17 protein-coding genes are annotated in these 17,646 nt (G+C 52.7%); all 17 read right to left on the bottom strand.

Annotated features, from left to right (window positions below; genetic code table 11):
• Positions 1–7: 7 nt before the first annotated feature.
• The 17 genes from OEL83_17505 to OEL83_17425 all read right to left on the bottom strand — a co-directional run bounded on the left by OEL83_17505 (position 8) and on the right by OEL83_17425 (position 17,441).
• Positions 8–1,174: a radical SAM protein gene (locus OEL83_17505; GenBank protein MDK9708842.1), complete on the bottom strand. Its 1,167-nt coding sequence runs from the start codon at positions 1,172–1,174 to the stop codon at positions 8–10.
• 268 nt (positions 1,175–1,442) lie between these two features.
• Complete coding sequence (locus tag OEL83_17500; protein ID MDK9708841.1) at positions 1,443–1,961, bottom strand: rhodanese-like domain-containing protein; 519 nt, start codon at positions 1,959–1,961, stop codon at positions 1,443–1,445.
• A complete protein-coding gene (locus OEL83_17495) occupies positions 1,958–2,431 on the bottom strand; it encodes a DoxX family protein (protein MDK9708840.1) in 474 nt (157 codons plus the stop codon). Before OEL83_17495 ends, OEL83_17500 begins: the two co-directional genes overlap by 4 nt.
• Before the next feature lie 272 nt (positions 2,432–2,703).
• Entirely contained in the window at positions 2,704–3,816 is a 1,113-nt protein-coding gene (gene hypD, locus OEL83_17490) for a hydrogenase formation protein HypD (protein MDK9708839.1), read from the bottom strand.
• Between the two features lie 65 nt (positions 3,817–3,881).
• Entirely contained in the window at positions 3,882–4,133 is a 252-nt protein-coding gene (locus OEL83_17485) for a hypothetical protein (protein ID MDK9708838.1), read from the bottom strand.
• Positions 4,134–4,403: 270 nt separating this feature from the next.
• Positions 4,404–5,756, bottom strand: coding sequence for a Ni/Fe hydrogenase subunit alpha (locus tag OEL83_17480; protein MDK9708837.1), 1,353 nt, complete (start codon positions 5,754–5,756; stop codon positions 4,404–4,406).
• Between the two features lie 3 nt (positions 5,757–5,759).
• Positions 5,760–6,701, bottom strand: coding sequence for a methyl viologen-reducing hydrogenase (locus tag OEL83_17475; GenBank protein MDK9708836.1), 942 nt, complete (start codon positions 6,699–6,701; stop codon positions 5,760–5,762).
• 68 nt (positions 6,702–6,769) lie between these two features.
• Positions 6,770–7,186 (bottom strand): hydrogenase iron-sulfur subunit, encoded by a 417-nt coding sequence (locus OEL83_17470; protein ID MDK9708835.1) that lies wholly within the window; start codon positions 7,184–7,186, stop codon positions 6,770–6,772.
• A 23-nt stretch (positions 7,187–7,209) separates the two neighbouring features.
• A complete protein-coding gene (locus tag OEL83_17465; protein ID MDK9708834.1) occupies positions 7,210–10,266 on the bottom strand; it encodes an FAD-dependent oxidoreductase in 3,057 nt (1,018 codons plus the stop codon).
• 116 nt (positions 10,267–10,382) lie between these two features.
• Complete coding sequence (locus tag OEL83_17460) at positions 10,383–11,834, bottom strand: heterodisulfide reductase-related iron-sulfur binding cluster (GenBank protein MDK9708833.1); 1,452 nt, start codon at positions 11,832–11,834, stop codon at positions 10,383–10,385.
• Positions 11,831–12,340 (bottom strand): hydrogenase maturation protease, encoded by a 510-nt coding sequence (locus OEL83_17455; protein MDK9708832.1) that lies wholly within the window; start codon positions 12,338–12,340, stop codon positions 11,831–11,833. The genes OEL83_17460 and OEL83_17455 overlap by 4 nt, the downstream gene beginning before the upstream one ends.
• Before the next feature lie 523 nt (positions 12,341–12,863).
• Entirely contained in the window at positions 12,864–13,511 is a 648-nt protein-coding gene (locus OEL83_17450) for a flavodoxin family protein (GenBank protein MDK9708831.1), read from the bottom strand.
• 245 nt (positions 13,512–13,756) lie between these two features.
• Positions 13,757–15,292, bottom strand: a complete 1,536-nt coding sequence (locus OEL83_17445) for a transposase (protein ID MDK9708830.1) — start codon at positions 15,290–15,292, stop codon at positions 13,757–13,759.
• A 184-nt stretch (positions 15,293–15,476) separates the two neighbouring features.
• Complete coding sequence (locus tag OEL83_17440; protein ID MDK9708829.1) at positions 15,477–15,893, bottom strand: hypothetical protein; 417 nt, start codon at positions 15,891–15,893, stop codon at positions 15,477–15,479.
• Positions 15,894–15,995: 102 nt separating this feature from the next.
• Entirely contained in the window at positions 15,996–16,370 is a 375-nt protein-coding gene (locus OEL83_17435) for a hypothetical protein (GenBank protein MDK9708828.1), read from the bottom strand.
• 232 nt (positions 16,371–16,602) lie between these two features.
• On the bottom strand, positions 16,603–17,055 hold the full coding sequence (locus OEL83_17430; GenBank protein ID MDK9708827.1) for a hypothetical protein: 453 nt from the start codon (positions 17,053–17,055) through the stop codon (positions 16,603–16,605).
• A 188-nt stretch (positions 17,056–17,243) separates the two neighbouring features.
• Positions 17,244–17,441: a hypothetical protein gene (locus OEL83_17425; GenBank protein MDK9708826.1), complete on the bottom strand. Its 198-nt coding sequence runs from the start codon at positions 17,439–17,441 to the stop codon at positions 17,244–17,246.
• Positions 17,442–17,646 lie beyond the last annotated feature (205 nt).

Genomic DNA, 17,646 nt, shown 5'->3' with positions numbered 1-17,646 from the left:
CTATTCTTCAGATAAACCGCTTCATCATTTCATCAATCGCCGCATCGACAGTGTCCGGGGTAATTCCAGCCCTTTCGCAGGCTGCAAGGACGTGCTGCCGCTTCGCCCCATCGTCCATATCGCCGACGCCGCGAAAAAGCCCCATCCGCCGCCCGACCTGATAGACCATCTTCTCCCCCGGCGACAAGGAGAGAAAGGCCTTGACCAGCCCGAGCATCTTCTGTTTATCGCCCGGCAAGGTGCCCCGCACATCCTCAAAGAGGTTGAGGATGTGGTCGCTGACCAGGGTGCTGGTTATGCCGTCGAGGGTCTCTAGAAAAACCAGAAGCTCCCGGGCGGTTTCCTCGTCAGTCAATTTCACAAAATCGCCGCGTTGATACTCCTCATGCAGGGCCACATGGTCGGGGATGGCCAGGCTGCGCAGGCGGATAAAGTCCGGGTTGATCTGATTCAGGGCGTCGGCACTTTGCCGGGCGTGGTCAAGTGACAGATCGCGGCCGCCGAGTCCTGGCATGATGTATTCGGACAGTTCCATCCCGGCACCTTTGACCTTCTGTCCGGCAAGGATATGGGTCTTTTTATCGACCCCTTTCTGCACCCGGGCAAGGACCAGATCCGAACCGGATTCCATGCCGATATGGATGCGTGACAGGCCCGCCTGCCGCAGCAGCCGCAGATTGTCGTCGCTTATCCGGGCGATGGTATGCGAGCGGGCGTAGGAAGTTATCCGCTCCACCCAGGGGAAACACTCCTTCAATTGGCGAACAATGGTCAGCAGGTGCTCCGGCTTGATGACCAGGCTGTTGGCGTCCTGGAGAAAGATCGATTGCATCCCCCCGACCGCCCAGTGCAGGGCGGCATTGAGGGCCGCATGGTCGTCAACTCCGTCCATGGCCCGCAACCGGGCGATGTCTTCCGGGTACACCTTGCCCCTCGCCGCGGCGCACTTCCTGATCTCCAGGACATAGCGATGGACGCGGCGGATATCCTCCAGCACATGCTCTACCGGCCGCAGGGAAAACTCCCGACCTTTATACACCGGGCAGAAGGTGCAACGGTTCCACGGGCAGTTGCGGGTGATGCGGATGAGGAGACTGCCGGCCTCGCTCGGCGGCCGGATCGGTCCCTGCTCAAAACCGTGGTAGCTGTCGTTTATGGTATTGATGGCGCTCATTATTCACTCGGGGAGGTTCACTCGGCGTTTATGCCCATCTGCAAGGAAAGAACGACTCTTGCTGCACCTCAACTATAAAGATGAACGGGCCGACAAACAAGACGAAAGACCGTTGACAAAGATTTACCCGGTATAAACCTCTCGGCGGCGCTCCAGGAATCACAACGCAAAAAGGGACAGGCAATCCAATGGATTACCTGCCCCCTTTTGTTATTCCCCGCAACAGCGGCTATGCCCCTGCCCGGAACCACTTGGGCGAGAGTCGTAATTACTCCCCGGTCTCGACCTGGTACTCGGCACCGCGCCAGGCGAAGATGCCGCCCGGATGGCGATACACGTTGGTGTAGCCGAGTTTTTTCGCCCAGACGGCGCCGTTATGGCTTCTCGTGCATTTGACAAAGCCGCAGTAGAAAATAATCTTTTTGCCCTTGTCGGCGCCGAGGAGTTTCTGAAAATCCTCCAGGCTTTTTCCTTCCGTTTCCTTGCTGTCCCAGTCGTTCATATCGGCAATGGGAAAGGCAAACTGCTTGGCCTTGGGGATATGCCCCTTCTTGTAGCTCGCCTCAAAAGGCATGGTGTCGATCAGCAACACATCCTCTCCGGCCTTTTGAATCCCTTGCAACTCCTCCGTGGTGACGATGCCGTAGCCGCCCTTCACCACCTCCCGCGCCAGCTTGACAGCCAGTGCCTCTTTCTCCACCTCTTCCTTGAAGTTATCGGTACCCAAGGCGTAGGCTCCGGTAGCAGCAAGGACAGTGAGAATTACCGCCAGTACGATTTTTTTCATTGTTTTTCTCCGTGAATTTGAAAAGGACTCCGTTTTTTTCGATGGTACCAGAATGAATAGATAAGCGGCAGACACATGCCGACGTCGCGCAGCAGGGCAGTGCGCAGACCATGGAAGGCCGAATACTCGGGATCTTCCGGGCCAAAGCAGCCGCAGTCGATATCAAGCCCCACCCAGATTGAATAGGATAAAAGGGCGATGAACAGTAGCAGCAAGGCCATGCTGCCGACTTTGCTGGTCCAGCCATTGCACAACAGACCGATAGCCAGGACGACCTCGATAACCGGCAAAATGATCGCCACCGGAAGGATCAGGAAATCAGCGAGGATGCCGTAGGCCTCGATGATTTTGGCAAACCCCTGCACATCGAGGAGCTTGGGCACGGCGGCATAGCCAAAAACCATGGCAATGCCCCATCTGGCCAGTCGATCACCCCACAACAGGGTCTTGTGCCACTCCACGCCTTTCATTGTCCCACTCCACAATCAAGCCCCGCTGCGACGCCCCTATGCGCCATCAATGTGCCTCGTTCGGCAACACCTTGCCCGAAATCAGCCCTCAAGTCCAATTGGTAAAAACAATCAAAACCCGGCAACCCATAGATCGGTTCGATCAATGACCGGTAAGGGCAAGGGCAGGCGACAGGGGAAAGGCGAAAAGCGCAGGAATTCAGCACCGCTCGGCGGGCGGCCGCACAGCGCCGGTGCAAAGAGGCCGGGCGGGTGGTGATCGGCGGTTGAAATCAGACAGGCAGGACGTGGCTCCGGCTGGACTGCAGGTTGTATTTATAATAGGAATGGCAGATGCCTTCATCGGAAATCATGCAGGGACCGACTGGGCTCTGCGGAGTACAGGCATTGGCGAAGGCCGGACAGTCCGGCGGCAAACCACGTCCGGAGATGATGGCATTACACTGGCACATACAGGACTCAAGCCCTTCTTCGAAGCGGACGTTGAACCTCTTGGTGGCATCAAAGAGCGATAACTCATCACGGATGACAAAACCGCTGCGCTCAATCGTCCCCAGGCCGCGCCAGTCGGTATCGACGGTGAAAAAGACCTCGGAGACCATCCGCCGCGCCTTGCGGTTGTCGGCGGAGGAATATATAAAGGCGGAATGGTCATCGAAGATCGATTCGCCGTTTCTGATCTGCTTGACCAGACTGAGCAGGCCCTCCAGGATATCAATGACCTCAAACCCGGCTATATAGCAGGAAAGATTGTGCTTCTTTGCCAACTGGGTATAGGCCTTGGTGTCGGAGATGGTATTGATGTGATCGGAACACAACAGGCCGCGAATCCGCAGCTCCGGATCGAGCATCAACAGGTCGATGGTCGGCGGCAACAGCCTGATGGAGGGAATAACGCAAAAGTTACAGATACCGAGGCGGGCGGCTTCGAGAATGGTCTCGGCAACGCTCGGCGCGGTCGCCTCAAAACCGACCGCCGGATAGACCACCGTATAGGTCGGCTCCCGGCGGGCGATATCCAGGGCATCCATCGGCGAGGTGATGATCTCGATCCGCGCCCCCTTCTTCCATATCGAGGCAAGGGATTGCTTGCTGCCCGGCACCCGCAGCAGGTCTTCGCAGGCGGCGGTAATCACCCTGGGCTGCATGGCGATCTTGATGAAGGCGTCGATGTGGCCGGCCGGCATAACACAGACACTGCAGCCGGGGCCGGAGACCAGTTCAAGCATCGCCGGCAGTTTCTCACGAATGCCATATTTAAGGATGGCCCGATTCTGGGTGCCACAGACAACCATCAGGCGCATCGGCCGATCAACGAGCCTGTGCAACTCGGCAAACAGCGTCTCTTGAAATCCCTGCCCCCTCTTTCCATCACCGGCTTTCATTCTCTACACCTTCTGCGAACAGAGAAAACGGTTACCCATTTCACTCGCGTCGAAACCACTAGCTTCTACGAGGCATCATTCTTGGCCTCGGCTCCGGCCTTCATCAATTTATAGCTGTCACTGTCGACAACCCGTTCATTCTCGATCTTATCTATCTCGGCCCGGCTTACATGAAACTTGCCGCATGCCGGACAGCTGCCATCGAACTCTTCACCAACGGCACGGGCCTTTAATTCATCAATGGTCATGTGATCGAGTTTGCCACAGGATCCACTGGGATTTTCCGCCCTAACCTGCATCCTTCTGCTATTGGCCATGGTAATTATCTCCTGCTCTGATCGTTCTTTGGGTCAGTCGAGAGAGCCACAAATCAAAACGTTTTTTATAGTACAATATCGACTCCCCCCTCACAAGGGGGGATCGGTATCTCGGGGAATTTCCTTCCTATTAAAGCAACATAAAGCCAACAGGCCCTGTCCGGCGTTCTGAAACTAGCCGACAATTCTGTCGATCTCCTTGCCCTGCGCATCAACGATAGTCACTGCAACCGGAATGCCGCCATCCAGGCGGTGCGTGGCGCAGGACATTCAGGGGTCGTAGGCGCGCACCGCCATTTCCACCTGATTGAGCAGGCCCTGGTTGTATACCCCGTCCTTGATGAGGGTGGTTGCCGCCTGCTTGACGCTCATATTCATCGGCGCAATATTGTGGGTGGTACCAACGATGAGGTTGGCCTTGGTGATACAGCCGTTATCATCGGTGGTGTAGTCATGGATAAGGGTTCCCCGCGGCGCCTCGACGATGCCGACACCACGGCCGGCCTGCGGCTCGACCTTGGCGCGCACCTTCGGGTCGGTAATGCCCTCCCACTCCAGCAGTTCGATGGTCCGCTCGCAGGCATATACCAGCTCAATCAACCGGGCATAATGATACAGCAGGGTCTGCTGGGCCGGCCGGCCGAAAGAGGCCCGGAAGGCCTCGAGCGCCGCCTGGGCCTTCGGTGTCGAGATCTGGTCGCAGACATTGATTCGCGCCAGGGTATTGGACCGGTAGATACCCTTCGGCGCGCTAAGGGCCATATCAAACCCCTCGTTCCACGACTTGGCGTAGGGCATCTTCGAATAGCCCCAGGGCTCAACGTGCTCGCCGAGATAGGTGGTGTAGTCGTCGCCTTCGAAATCAACATAACTGCCGTCCGCCTTCATCAGCCGCTGCACGCCGTCGTAGAGGCGCAACGAACCATCGGCCCGGTCGACCGTGCCGAGAAAGCCGGTCTTGATGGCGCCAAGAGAACCAATGGCCTCGGGATACTTGGCGAAGACATTGTGGATGGCATAATCGAGGGCATAGCAGGCAAAGTCAAGAAGGGTGCGGCTGCCGGCAAGCAGTTCCTGCCGCTCCGCCTCAACCATCGGTTTGGCAAAGCCCCCGACTACGCCGGCAATCGGATGAATCGCCTTGCCGGCGAACTTGTCGAGCATCATCTGGCCGAGCTGACGCATCTTCACCACCTGCCCCGCCAGCTCCGGTGCCGCCTTGACGATGCCGATGACGTTGCGCACCGAATGGTCGGCATCCGGCCCGAGGACAAAATCGGGGGCGGCGAGAAAGAAAAAGTGGAGAATCTTGTCATTGATATGGGCCATGACCTGGCACATTTCCCGCAGTTTGGAGCCGGTCTCGGTGGGCTTCACTCCGAAGGCGCCATCCACCGCCTTATTCGAGGCGAGATGGTGCATCCACGGACAGATACCGCAGATCCGGTTGACGATACGCGGCACTTCCTCGGCCGACCGGCCCTCAATAAATTTCTCGAAACCGCGCAATGACTGAATGTGCAGGAAGGCATCCTGGACATTGCCGTCATCGCCAAGATGAATGGCAATCTTGGCGTGCCCTTCGATCCGGGAAACCGGGGCAATAGTTAACACCTTTCCCATCTTCTAATCCTCCTTATCGGCCCGTTTTTTCATCGGCCGAAGTAGTCCATGCGCCCCTGAGAACCTCAACAGGGACCTGCGATCGACCACTGATTTATAGTCAATACCATTACTGGCAAGAGCGTTCATCATATCGAGCAGCTGATTGCCATCTTTTCGCACCGGCCCGAAACAGCCCCGGCAGGGCACCCTGGCACTGATGCAGCTCGGAGCGCCCCGCTTGGCACAGCCGGCGGCGGTAACCGGGCCCATACACAAATATCCCTGTTCCAGCAGACAGCGCATCTCATCGACCGGCGCCCCCGGAGTGAAGGCGGCATTGGTGAGAAACCTCTTGATCTTGTTGACCTCGCCCTTGCCTTCCCTCTTAGTCGGGCAGGTATCGCAGACACTCTTGCCGGGCAACACCGGCGGCCGGCCTTCGATCAGGGACATCAGCACCTCGGCGATCAACTCCGGATTTGGCGGACAGCCGGGCAGCTGCAGATCGATCCGCACCTTTTCGTCGCAGGCATACACCCGGTCAAGGGGCGCCGGCACCTCAAGGGTGGGAACCTTCGCTCCCGGATCGGTGCTGACCGTCTGAAAAATCTCCTGCCAGCTCTCCTCGCGGTCCCGGCCATTCATCAGGGCGGGAATGCCGCCGTGGGTGGCGCAGGTGCCAAGGGCGATGAGCACCTTGCACTTGCTACGCATCTCCTCCAACACTTCCAGATGTTCATGATTGCTGACCCCGCCGGTGACAATGCCGACAACCGCCTCGGGAATTGTCAAGGTCACCCCTTCGCCGCACTGGCCAAAGTACTTATGATCCATCAGTACCGGGGCGTGAACGATTTCAAGGGCCTCGGTTATCAGCGGCACAAGGGCTTCGCCGATATTCAGGATGGCAATCTCGCACCCCGAACAGGAGCCCAGCCACTCCAACGCAGTAGTTACACCCATCTCCTTCTCCTTTTTTATACCGCAAGGGCATAAGTTTCGTACGAGCAGACTAGCTGCTCAACTCAGCTTTATACCGCACCGGCACTGCTGTCTACCGGCCCCAGTTTTCTGATCCGGGCGGTCATATCGGTCACCGCTGCGACAAATTTGTCCGGTTCCGCCGAAGAAACCCAAGTAAGACTGAAGCGCTCGGCGTCATAGCCAAAATCCGCCAGCAGTTCCGCCAGCATGTCGGAACGGGTCATTGTTTTATAATTACCATCCTGGTAATGACATTCGCCGAGGTGTCAGCCAAGGACCATGACTCCGTCGGCACCCTGGGCCAAGGCATCCATGACAAATTCGGGATGCACCATGCCTGAACACATCACCCGGATAATCCGCACATTATGCGGATACTGCATCCGGGCAGTGCCAGCCAGGTCGGCTGCGGCGTACGAGCACCAGTTGCAGCAGAAGGCAATAATTTTCGGTTCAAAACTCATAACATCTCCCCTGTATAATCCGTTTAAACCGCCAAAGCGGCTTGAATCTGGGCACTGATCTGTTTCATGGAGAAACCGGCAACCAGGACGCCCCGCTTCGGACAGGTCCCCTGGCAGAGTCCGCAGCCTTTGCACTGGGCCTTATTGACCCTGATGACCTTCCCCGCCTCACCGTCGGCCGCCGCCCGTTCCACCAAAGTAATGGCATTATACGGACAGACATCGACGCACAGGGCACAGCCGTCACAACACTCCTCAACAACGGTGGCCTTGATGGCGTCAAGCGACACCTGGGTCTTCGACAGCAGGGTTGCGGCCCTTGCCGAGGCGGCGAGTGCCTGGGCCACCGACTCCTCCACCGGTTTCGGGTAGTGGGCAAGGCCCGCGACAAACATGCCATCCGTCGAAAAGTCAACGGGTTTCAGCTTAGCGTGTGCCTCCTGGAAAAAGCCGTGGCTGTCAACCGGCACCTTGTAGAGCTTGCCAAGTTCGGCGGCATCCTCTTTCGGGCGGATCGCCGTAGCGAGAATGACCATGTCGGCCTTGATACACAGCGGCTTATGAAGGACATGGTCCCAGACCTCTACGACGATCTCCGTGCCCTTTTCGGTGACTTTCGGCTTACCGTGCAGCTCGTAGTTAATGAAAATCACTCCGATTTTTCTTGCCTGGCGGTAGAGGGCCTCGCGCTGTGCGTAGGTGCGAATATCGCGATACAGCACATAGACGTTGCGTTCCGGATTTTCCTTTTTCAAGGCCATGGCCGACTGGACCGAATGGGTGCAGCAGACCTTGGAACAATACATATGCTCGCCTTCCCGCGAGCCGACGCATTGAATGAAGACGAAACGTTTTGCCTGTTTAACGTGTTTTTCCTTCAGTTCGAACAACTTATCGAACTGCACCGAGGTCACCACCCGGGAAATGGTGGCATAGTTATATTCGTCGGGGAGATAGGCCTCGCCGCCGATGGCCACCACCCCGGCCCCGTGCTCGATAACCTTGGTGCCGCCCCTGCCGGAGATGGTTGAGCGGAAATTACCGACAAAACCCTCCACCGCCGTCACTGTACTTTCCTTATGGACGGTGATCAGGTCGTGAGCAACGATCTTGTCGATCAGCTTACCAACCTGGGTCGGCACATGCTCACCCGACCAGGTGTGTTTCAGATGCAGGGCGTTGCCGCCGAGAATGCCGGTCTTTTCCACCAGATGCACCTCGAATCCCTGCTTGGCAAGATTGAGGGCGGCGGTCATCCCGGCAACCCCGCCGCCGATGACCAGTCCCTTCTGGGTGATCGGCACGGCAATGGGTTTCAGGGCATCGCCGAAGGTAACCTTGGCGGCGGCCATCCGCACCAGGTCCTTGGCCTTGGCGGTTGCGGCCTGGGGATTTTTGCCGTGGACCCAGGAATTATGGTTCCTGATATTGGCCATTTCCACCAGATATTCGTTGAGGCCGGCGGCCTTCAGGGTCTCGCGGAACAGCGGCTCGTGGGTGCGCGGCGTACAGGCGGCAATGACGATCCGGTTGAGATTCTTTTCGCGGATACGCTTGACAATCATCTCCTGAGTGTCCTGGGAACAGGAGAAGAGGTTGCGCTCGACGTAAACCACGTCCGGCAGGGTGGCGGCATAATCCTCCACCGCCTTGACATCGACAATACCGGCGATATTCGAGCCGCAATGGCAGATAAAGATGCCGATGCGCGGGTCCTCACCGGAGATGTCCTTTTCCTCCGGAAAGCTCACCTCGCTGGTCAGTTCGTATCTCCCCGGCGCCAGCAAAGCGGCAACCGCCGCCGCCGCCGCCGAGCCTTCGACCACCGACTGCGGGATGTCCTTTGGCCCGGCGATGGCGCCGCAGGTGAAGATCCCTTCCCGTGAGGTCTTGACCGGGGCGAAATCGGAGGTCGCGGTAAAGTTGTCGGCGGTCAACTTGATGTCGGCGGTGCGCGCCAGCTCCAGCACATGTTTCGGGGTCTGCAGACCGACGGAGAGGACGACCATATCGAAGAATTCTTCAATCTGCCGGCCGCTTTCGTTGACATAGCGGAGGCGCAGATCATCGCTCAAGCCATCGGTTTCGACGCCGTTTACCCGGCAGCGGATAAATCGTACCCCGGAATCCTCCCGGGCCCGCTCCAGGTATTGATCAAACTCCTTGCCGTGGGTGCGCATGTCCATATAGAAGATGGAGGTCTGCAGCCCCGGCACATGGTCCTTGGCGATAACCGCCTCTTTAATGGCATACATACAGCAAACCGACGAGCAGTAACCGTTGCCGCAGAGATTCTCATCGCGCGACCCGACGCATTGCAGAAAAGCGATCTTATTGACCGCCTTGCCGTCGGAGGGGCGGATCAAATGCCCTTCGGTCGGCCCGGAGGCAGCCAGATAGCGTTCCAGCTGCAGGGAGGTGATGACGTTTTTATAGACGCCATAGCCCCAGACCTTGGCGCCGGCCGGATCATAGGCCTCAAAGCCAGTGGCCAGTACCACCGCGCCGACATTGATGGTATGGATCTTTTCCGTGTCATTGAAGTTTATCGCCCCGGCATCACAGACTTTTTCGCAAAAGCCGCAGGCACCCGGTTTCTGCAGACGAATGCAGGCGTTGCCATCGATCTGGTATTTGAGGGGCACCGCCTGGGCGTACTTGACGTAGATCGCCTTGCGCTTGCCGGTTGCCGCATCGTATTCGCTGTCCACCTTCTTTGGACACTTGTCGGTGCAGGCGCCGCAGGCGATGCACTTGGTCATGTCCACGTAGCGGGGTGATTCTTTGACCGTCACCGAGAAATCCCCGGCGACACCGTCAATCTTGGTGACCTCGCTTAAGGTCATCAACTGGATATTTAAGTGCCGACCGCACTCGACCAATTTTGGCGCGATAATTCACATCGAGCAGTCGTTGGTCGGGAAGGTCTTGTCCAGTTGCGACATGGCCCCGCCGATGGCACCGGTTTTCTCTACCAGATACACGTAGTACCCAGAATCGGCGAGGTCCAGGGCAGCCTGCATCCCCGTCACCCCACCGCCGATAATCATTACCGACCCAATTTTCTTTGTGTCCAGCATGACTGGTTTCTCCTCTTCTCTATAGCAATATTCCGCAACCATGCGGGATACATGGGTTTTCCTGGTAATCCGAGAGATCTTCTCCCTCGCCAACCATGACCTTATCGGGCAATGAGCTACTGCTTATTCGGCAGAATCAACGAATCGGCAACCAGCTCCCAGATGTATTTGACGTCGACATCCAGATCATATTCCTTGTTGAGGGACTTGAGGATCTGATCACGGCAGTTATGGCAGGGGGCGATGACCAGTTTTGCCCCGGATTCATTGAGCTGCCGGGCCTTGATCCGGCCATAGAACACCCGCTCCTCGGAAAACGGCATGGCCCAGGCGCCGCCACCGGCACCGCAGCAGTAGGCACCTTTGCGGTTGGGGTGGAGTTCGCGGACATCATCGCAGCAGGCGCGGGTAATGGCCCGGCCTTCTTCGAAATAGGCCTGACCGAAGGCCTTCAGGGACTTCCGGCCATAGTTGCAGGGATCATGATAAACAACGGCCATGGGATGGATGGCCTTGTTCAGCTGAATCCTGCCCTCCTGGATGTATTCAAGGAGCAGATCGAATACGGTGACGATTTTAAATTCATTGAGTGCTTCGGGGTACCACTTGTTCAACCCGGACCGGGTTGCAAAATAGGCGTGGCCTCACTCCGGGAGGAGGAGAACCTTGCAGTTCAGCCTCCGCATATTGTCGACAATCCGGCCGACCACGGTCTTCATCGCCTCGTCGTCGCCGGAGAACAGGCCCCAGTTGACCCCCTCCCAGTTTTCGGAGGAGATGGTAAAGGACTCGCCGGCGGCGTAGAAGATCTTCCACCACCATTTCAAGTCGTCCGGTTCGCCGAAGGGTTCCTTGCTATTGATCGTCACCAGCAGCCTCGCCCCATGGACATCGATGGGGGTCTTGAAGCCCGGGCAGCATTCCTCGGCGAGTTCCTGGCCGAGATCTTCACAGAGAAAGAGAAAGTCGTCTTTGGGAATGCCCAGGTTATTGCCGCGTTCAAGGCACATGGTGACCCCTTTATGAATGGGGCCGGGGACAAGGGCTCGTTTGCGGGTGCCGCGAATCTTGCGCATCAAGGCGACAATCTGGATATTGGCGGGGCAGGATTCCTCGCACTTGCCGCACATTGTGCACTTCCATGGCCAATTGGAATCAATCAGTTCCTGGTCCATACCGAGCACCGCCATGCGGACGATCTTGCGCGGATCGAGGCCGTCAACCCCGGAGATCGGGCAGGCGCTGGCACAGGTGCCGCAGGTGAGGCAGGCATCGGCCCAGGAGGGATCGACGGCCAGCCTGCTCTTGGCGCCGATAATCTCCATCGGTTGCACGTCGGTCACCTCCAGGGTCCCGAGGGCCTTCTGGCTGACATTGTTGGCGGGGCCGACATGCGGTTCGCGGCCGAACTTTTCGCAGAGTTTCTGGTAGTCATGAAATTTCATAAGGTACTTGCGGCCGGGGCCTTCCTTGGCGGGAAGGGTGCCGGCGTTGATCCAGTTTCTTATGGTATTTCGATGAACCCCAAATTCTTCTGCGAGGTCGCTGACTTTAAATTCGTACATCATAAAAGGTCACCTCGTTTTGCTCGAAAAGAAAGAATTTGTGAGAGTTTTTCGCATGTTTCGGTAACGGCCCCGGTCATCACCGCTGACAAACCGGGGGCAATCTCCTCGGGGATGAATTCGATCTGCGCCGCAATAATCAGCACCTTGATGCCAGTGTGGTCAGCGAGTTCCTGCAACAGGTTGACGGTCGGGAATTGGTGCAGGGAAAAATCGTGGATCTTCTTGGCTGGAATCTCCGCGGGCAGAATCTCGAATACCTCGCCCGGCTGACGTCCGGGAAAATCCACCGCATCAATGATGACGATGGTTTGCGGCCGGCCCTCGTCGGTCAGTAGATAATCAAAGAGATACTCGCGGACACAGGTCCCCGCATCAATCGCCTCGATACCTTCGGGAAGATCATAGCCGGCCTTGAGCCGTTCGATCACCGCCGGGCCATACCCGTCATCCCCCATTATGAGGTTGCCGCAGCCGAAGATCATCGTTGTATTTTGGGTTGGTCGCATTGTGCAAACAGTGCCTCATTTGGTCTTTGGGAACAAATACCATCCAGCTTGAGGGAGCGCAAGGCGGTTTTTCCGCAAAAAGCGCAACGATTGCGGCATGGTTTTGAAACCATTAGCATATTGTTCACATTTATTTTACCTTGATACACCGCGCACGAAGGTGAAAATGTCCAAAATACCTCCTGATAAACGGGCACTTCCGGCACTATCTCATGGCGTTTGTATATGAAGATGAAACCAGTATGAGGGGAGGAACAAGGCGAGAAGCAGAAAGCGCCGCAGCTTGAGGTACCGCTTGGTGGAGAATCAGAATAAGGGTGTGGATAACATGCCACCCCTGGTATCGCGGGAACTTGGCCGAGAAAAGGAGGCCAAGGAATGGGTTGATTTGTATAATAATGGTACGTGCGATTTGTAATAGAATTGAGTTGTATGTGATTTATTTATTCATTGTTTCTAACGCAGGGCTGTGGGGCGCGCAGCTTTTAACGCACCCCACGCCAGCGGATGGTTAGCAGATTTTTTATTCTGATGCTATTCTGCGACCTAATTCAAAAGCTCGTTCGCAATCCAGCGGGAACACCTCTTTGTGGCGTTTTATTTTTTCTTCCTTGTCGAATATTTCATGTTCGTACTTGTCATAGTCCTTGTATTGTAATGTATCTGTAGATAGCAGCATCTCGCATTCACCGAAAGTTGTCTCAAGGCTCATTTTTGTATTAGAAAAATGTTGTTCATACCCTATCGTTTTGAGCAATTCTTCCGGGGCATTCATGGTATAAATTAAAGCAGTTCGAATTTTTCTTGGAAATAATGATATTTTATCTTTTGAGTATTTATAATAGGGAAAGATAAGCCTTTCTAATAGTGCACGCGTAGCCGCTGATTCGGCACTGAAATATATAGGCGTTCCTATGACTAAAGCATCCGCACTCCTTACTCGCTCGAGAACTGAAGTAAGGTCATCCTTCACAACACATAATCCATCCTTCTTTCTACTGATTTTCTTGCATGCAAAACAGCTTATACAACCAGAATAGTTCAGATCATAAAGCTGAATAAGTTCTGTGTCTGCACCTACTGAAGCAGCTCCTTTTAAGGCATTCTCAAGTAAAGTGACTGTGTTCCATTTCTTTTTTCTCGGACTACCATTAAATGCCATTACTTTCATATTTGCCCCCATATAATTGTGCTTTGCACGTTATAATATGATAATTTTTGAACGGCTAACGAGTCTGTAGAAAAACTCAATTTTCAAAATCCCATATTCTCAGATGCTGAGATAACTCAATCGGAAATAGAGAAAACCGAAAATTATCTTTAACTGTCCTCTGTTTTCCAAACTTCATTCCCAACTACTTATTTCCTGAAAAACATGGCCTTATAAACGCCAATCCTACCTCTTTCTGTGGGTCCTTATGCAAACCCCACCCCATACCTGAATATCTTTAGCAGATTATGGACAATGCAGAAAAGATTCCATTGGGTGTTGACCTTTGCCTTACCGCGTAAAGTAAATCTATCAAGGCCAAGGGCTGAGCGGATGTGGGCAAAGGGTGGCTCGCCCACGGCCAGGCGCATGCCGTAGATGGCCCTGCCTTTGGTGGAGTCGATTTTCTCTTTCATCTTCTCGGTGAAGCGTTGCTCCCCCTTGGCTGATCTGCCGGTGAAGAAAACCACCTGGCGTATTTCGGTCTTCTCCGGCTTACGGAGGCAACGAGCGCGAAGCTTGCAGGGGACACATGCCGACTTCGGCCCTTTGAACTTTATCGCCTTGAAGTTCTTGACGGTAATATCATATCCGCTGCGGTACAGACGGTTGCCGGCCGGGCAGACGCAATAGCTGAAGTCTTCGGGAAAGGTGAAGTCGGCGGTGGTGAAGAGCTTGCCTTTCAGTGGTTTTGTGATCTCTTTTTCCTTGTGGCGAGTAGCGGTAGTGAAACGAGGATCTCTTTTACGGAAATTTGGATCGGCAACATAGGCGTCGATGTTTGCCGAAAAGAGCGCCTCCATGTTCTTCTCCGAATGGTAGCCGCTATCGGCGGTCACCTTGGCCTTGGCAAGGACATCGCCATCGTGGCCAATGGCGGAGAAGTTGTCGCGGATGCCGTTGACGGATGGGAGCAGAAGGTCATGTTCCTGTCCCTTGCCAAAGGCCTCGGCGCTGACGATCACCTGGGTTTTCTGGTCGACGGAGGCCACTCCGACATAGCCCTGGATCACCCCCTTCGAGGTCTTCATCTTTGCTGATTCGTTGTCGGTGATATTGCTCTTTACTGGCTTGCCGCCACAGCCTGTCCGGTCGTCATTGTTATCAAGCCACTTCTTGATCTTGGCCACATTCTTCTGCAGCTTGGCTTTATACTGGTTTTCTCTTGCCTCTTCACAGGCCTCGGTTTGGGTTTGATCCTGGGCTTGGTGTTTCTCAACCATCCTCGTGATTGCCGACTCCATTTTCTCGATCTTCTTGGCAAAATCCGCCCTGGTGCCGCTCCATTCTTTCGAGGCCTTGCTGGGCAGTTTGCAGCCGTCGATGGCAAACATATCCTTGCCGATCAGCTGCTGGTGGTCACAGACCATGAGGACCTGTAAAAACAAGTGGATTACTTCCTTGTTCATTGAGGCGATAAAGTCGGCGATGGTGGTGAAGTGAGGTTTGCTGCCTGCCGACAAGGCCATGAAAAGTATATTTTCCTCACAACATCTTGCCATCTTCCTGCTAGAGCTGATGCCACGAGAATAGGCGAATAAAATGACCTTTAAAAGAATACGCGGGTCGTAGCCGGGTGCCCCGGTTATATCGTTGTTTAATCGGTCATCGAAAACCGATAGGTACAGTTCGTTATCGATGAGATAGTTGAGAGTGTATTCGAAGGTACCCGGGCTCATTGTTTGTGGAAAAAGACCGGAATGAATTGTCCTTGGGCGTAGGAATATGGCTTCATTGGCCATGGAATCCTCAATTTAGATAGATTGAGCGGTATGATTGTGAATTTCCATGGAAATATACCATCAATGTGCTGATTTTGCTAGGGGTTTGACCTTTTTCTACAGATTCAACGCTAAGTTAAGCGGCGACGAGCACGGCGTCCGAGCAAAAACCAGTGTAGCGTTCTTAAACGACTGGCTAGATATTTTATTTCATTTGTTGGTCATTGGTTATTATTTCGTAATTCTTATTTTGAGAGTTACTGACCAATTTTGTGTTTAGATCAGCAATTAGTTTGTTTAATTCCAAAACCTTTTCATATCCCATGTTTTTATAAGACACATTCAACTCACCAATTGTTATCGTCATTTCTTGATCTTTTTCGTCTGTTTTCCGAAATATTATTGCGAAGATAATGACTGTGAAGAAAATTAAAGATACTCCTACAAGACCAGTTTGGATTTTCCCACTTAAAAAAGGAGATGTAATATCAATATGGCCACTGTCTCCAATTTGTTTAAAAATCATTACTACGCCGGATACAGATAGGATAATACAGACTATAACAGCTAGCATTCTGTCGCTAATTTTTCTAATTAAATTTTTTAATGTTATGTCAGGCATATATCATCCTTGTTCAGTTCAGGACATAGTTAATATCTAACGTGAAGTTCTGCGGGAGCCGCACTTTTTGCGTGGGCCTCAAAAATAATTTGTTATGAATTTTTATATGTCATCTTTAGTGACTTCTCTGTGCCATTCAGCATGACAAGCCCTACATAGCATACTTTTTGGCCAGTCCTCAGCATCAGCAAAAAATTTCTTTGGCCCCCAATGATGAACTTCAACATGAGTTAATTCTCTACACCTCTCGCATACATCCAGATTAATATCCATTTGAAGTATTGGATCGCTATTTACTATTTCTATTGGAACATTTTTAGCTTTTTCATAGTATTGTGTTAATGCATTGCAACTTACACATGCATATGGATATCTTGGCCTTTCGGCAGAATCAATAATTTTAACAATTTTCCAATTTGAGTCCGCATTACAATAAGGACATTTGATTGATTTAAAGTCTTCAAGCTTATTCATCATTTTTTTAAAATTCTTAAACGTGCTGGTAATCCGCACCGGGCCACTGACGCTCAAAAAAAACCGCGGCCTTCCCGGTGTCGGCTAAACTAGGTTGTTGAAAAATTGGATGTATTTCTATACATCTACAATTAAAAGGTCGCTGTCCCTATTTCCCCTTTATTTTCCCCTTGTACTGTTCGGTATCATCCAATGATTGTTACCATTTCCAAAGATCTCTTTACCAAAATAGCCATTACTTAACTCCAGCGAGCATTTGACAAAATGATTCCTGAATTCCATCAGCACTTCCGACTAACCCAAAAGAGAGTGTTTTGACAATCTCTACCTTAACTCTACCAGATTCTTTTTCTTCTTTTACAATAATGTTTGTTGGTACTGTTTTACCCTCTCCAAAGAGCACAATTTGTGATGCACTAATATATCCAGAATCTTTGCTTGTTGAAACAATTTGATAGCAACCCATAGAAGTGATTGAAGTAAGGACTTTATCGAATACAACATCTTTAGTTTTATCTTTGAAAACTTCATATGTTCTGAATTGTTTTCCACTTCCAAATGCACTACCTGAGCTTGAAAAATTCACAACACAAGAGCGATTATCATTTTTGTAGGCAAGGCTCCTTTCCATGGCGCATCCTTGCGATAGCGTGGCACCTAAAACCAACAACAAAAAAATTTTCTTCATTCTCACTCTCCTAGAATTTATTTTAAACATCCGCATGGATTTGATGGATTTGGTGTTTGTTCAGTTCAGCACGTTCCGGCTCACCGGACCTTCGCAGTTGGCGGGGTCCGTGTGTAGGCGGTGGTTGGGCAATTATTATTTTTTCATGTTGAAACTATTGATATTTAGCAGATTTTTATCAAATCGATCTACTTTCTCTTTTTGACAATCGCGCCTAGAATATAAAGAGCAATATATAGACCGATTCCAGCTACACCCATTCCCAAACCAAGATTTGCAATCACTTCTATATTTTTTACTATACCTCCAACAAAGGATACAAATCCTAGGATGACCATAGCTGCTGGAATAATTTTAGCCTTGTCTATTAAATGTGGTGTTTCCATGATATCTCCTTTTGAATTCTTACTAGTTCGATTTTTTTAAAAAATAATTAAATAAAAATAAATCTTTATTCCATGCACAACGTGGAGTTCACAGGGAGCTTTGGAGCGCAGCGGAAAAGGTTCTCTGTGGAACGATTTGTTAACTCAAATAATTTTCTTTTTCTTTTGATTCTGTTGCTTTTATTTCTGCTGTTTTTAATGCTGT

Source organism: Desulforhopalus sp. (genome assembly GCA_030247675.1).
Classification (GTDB): Bacteria; Desulfobacterota; Desulfobulbia; order Desulfobulbales; family Desulfocapsaceae; genus Desulforhopalus_A.
This window is presented reverse-complemented; position numbering and strand designations above follow the sequence as displayed.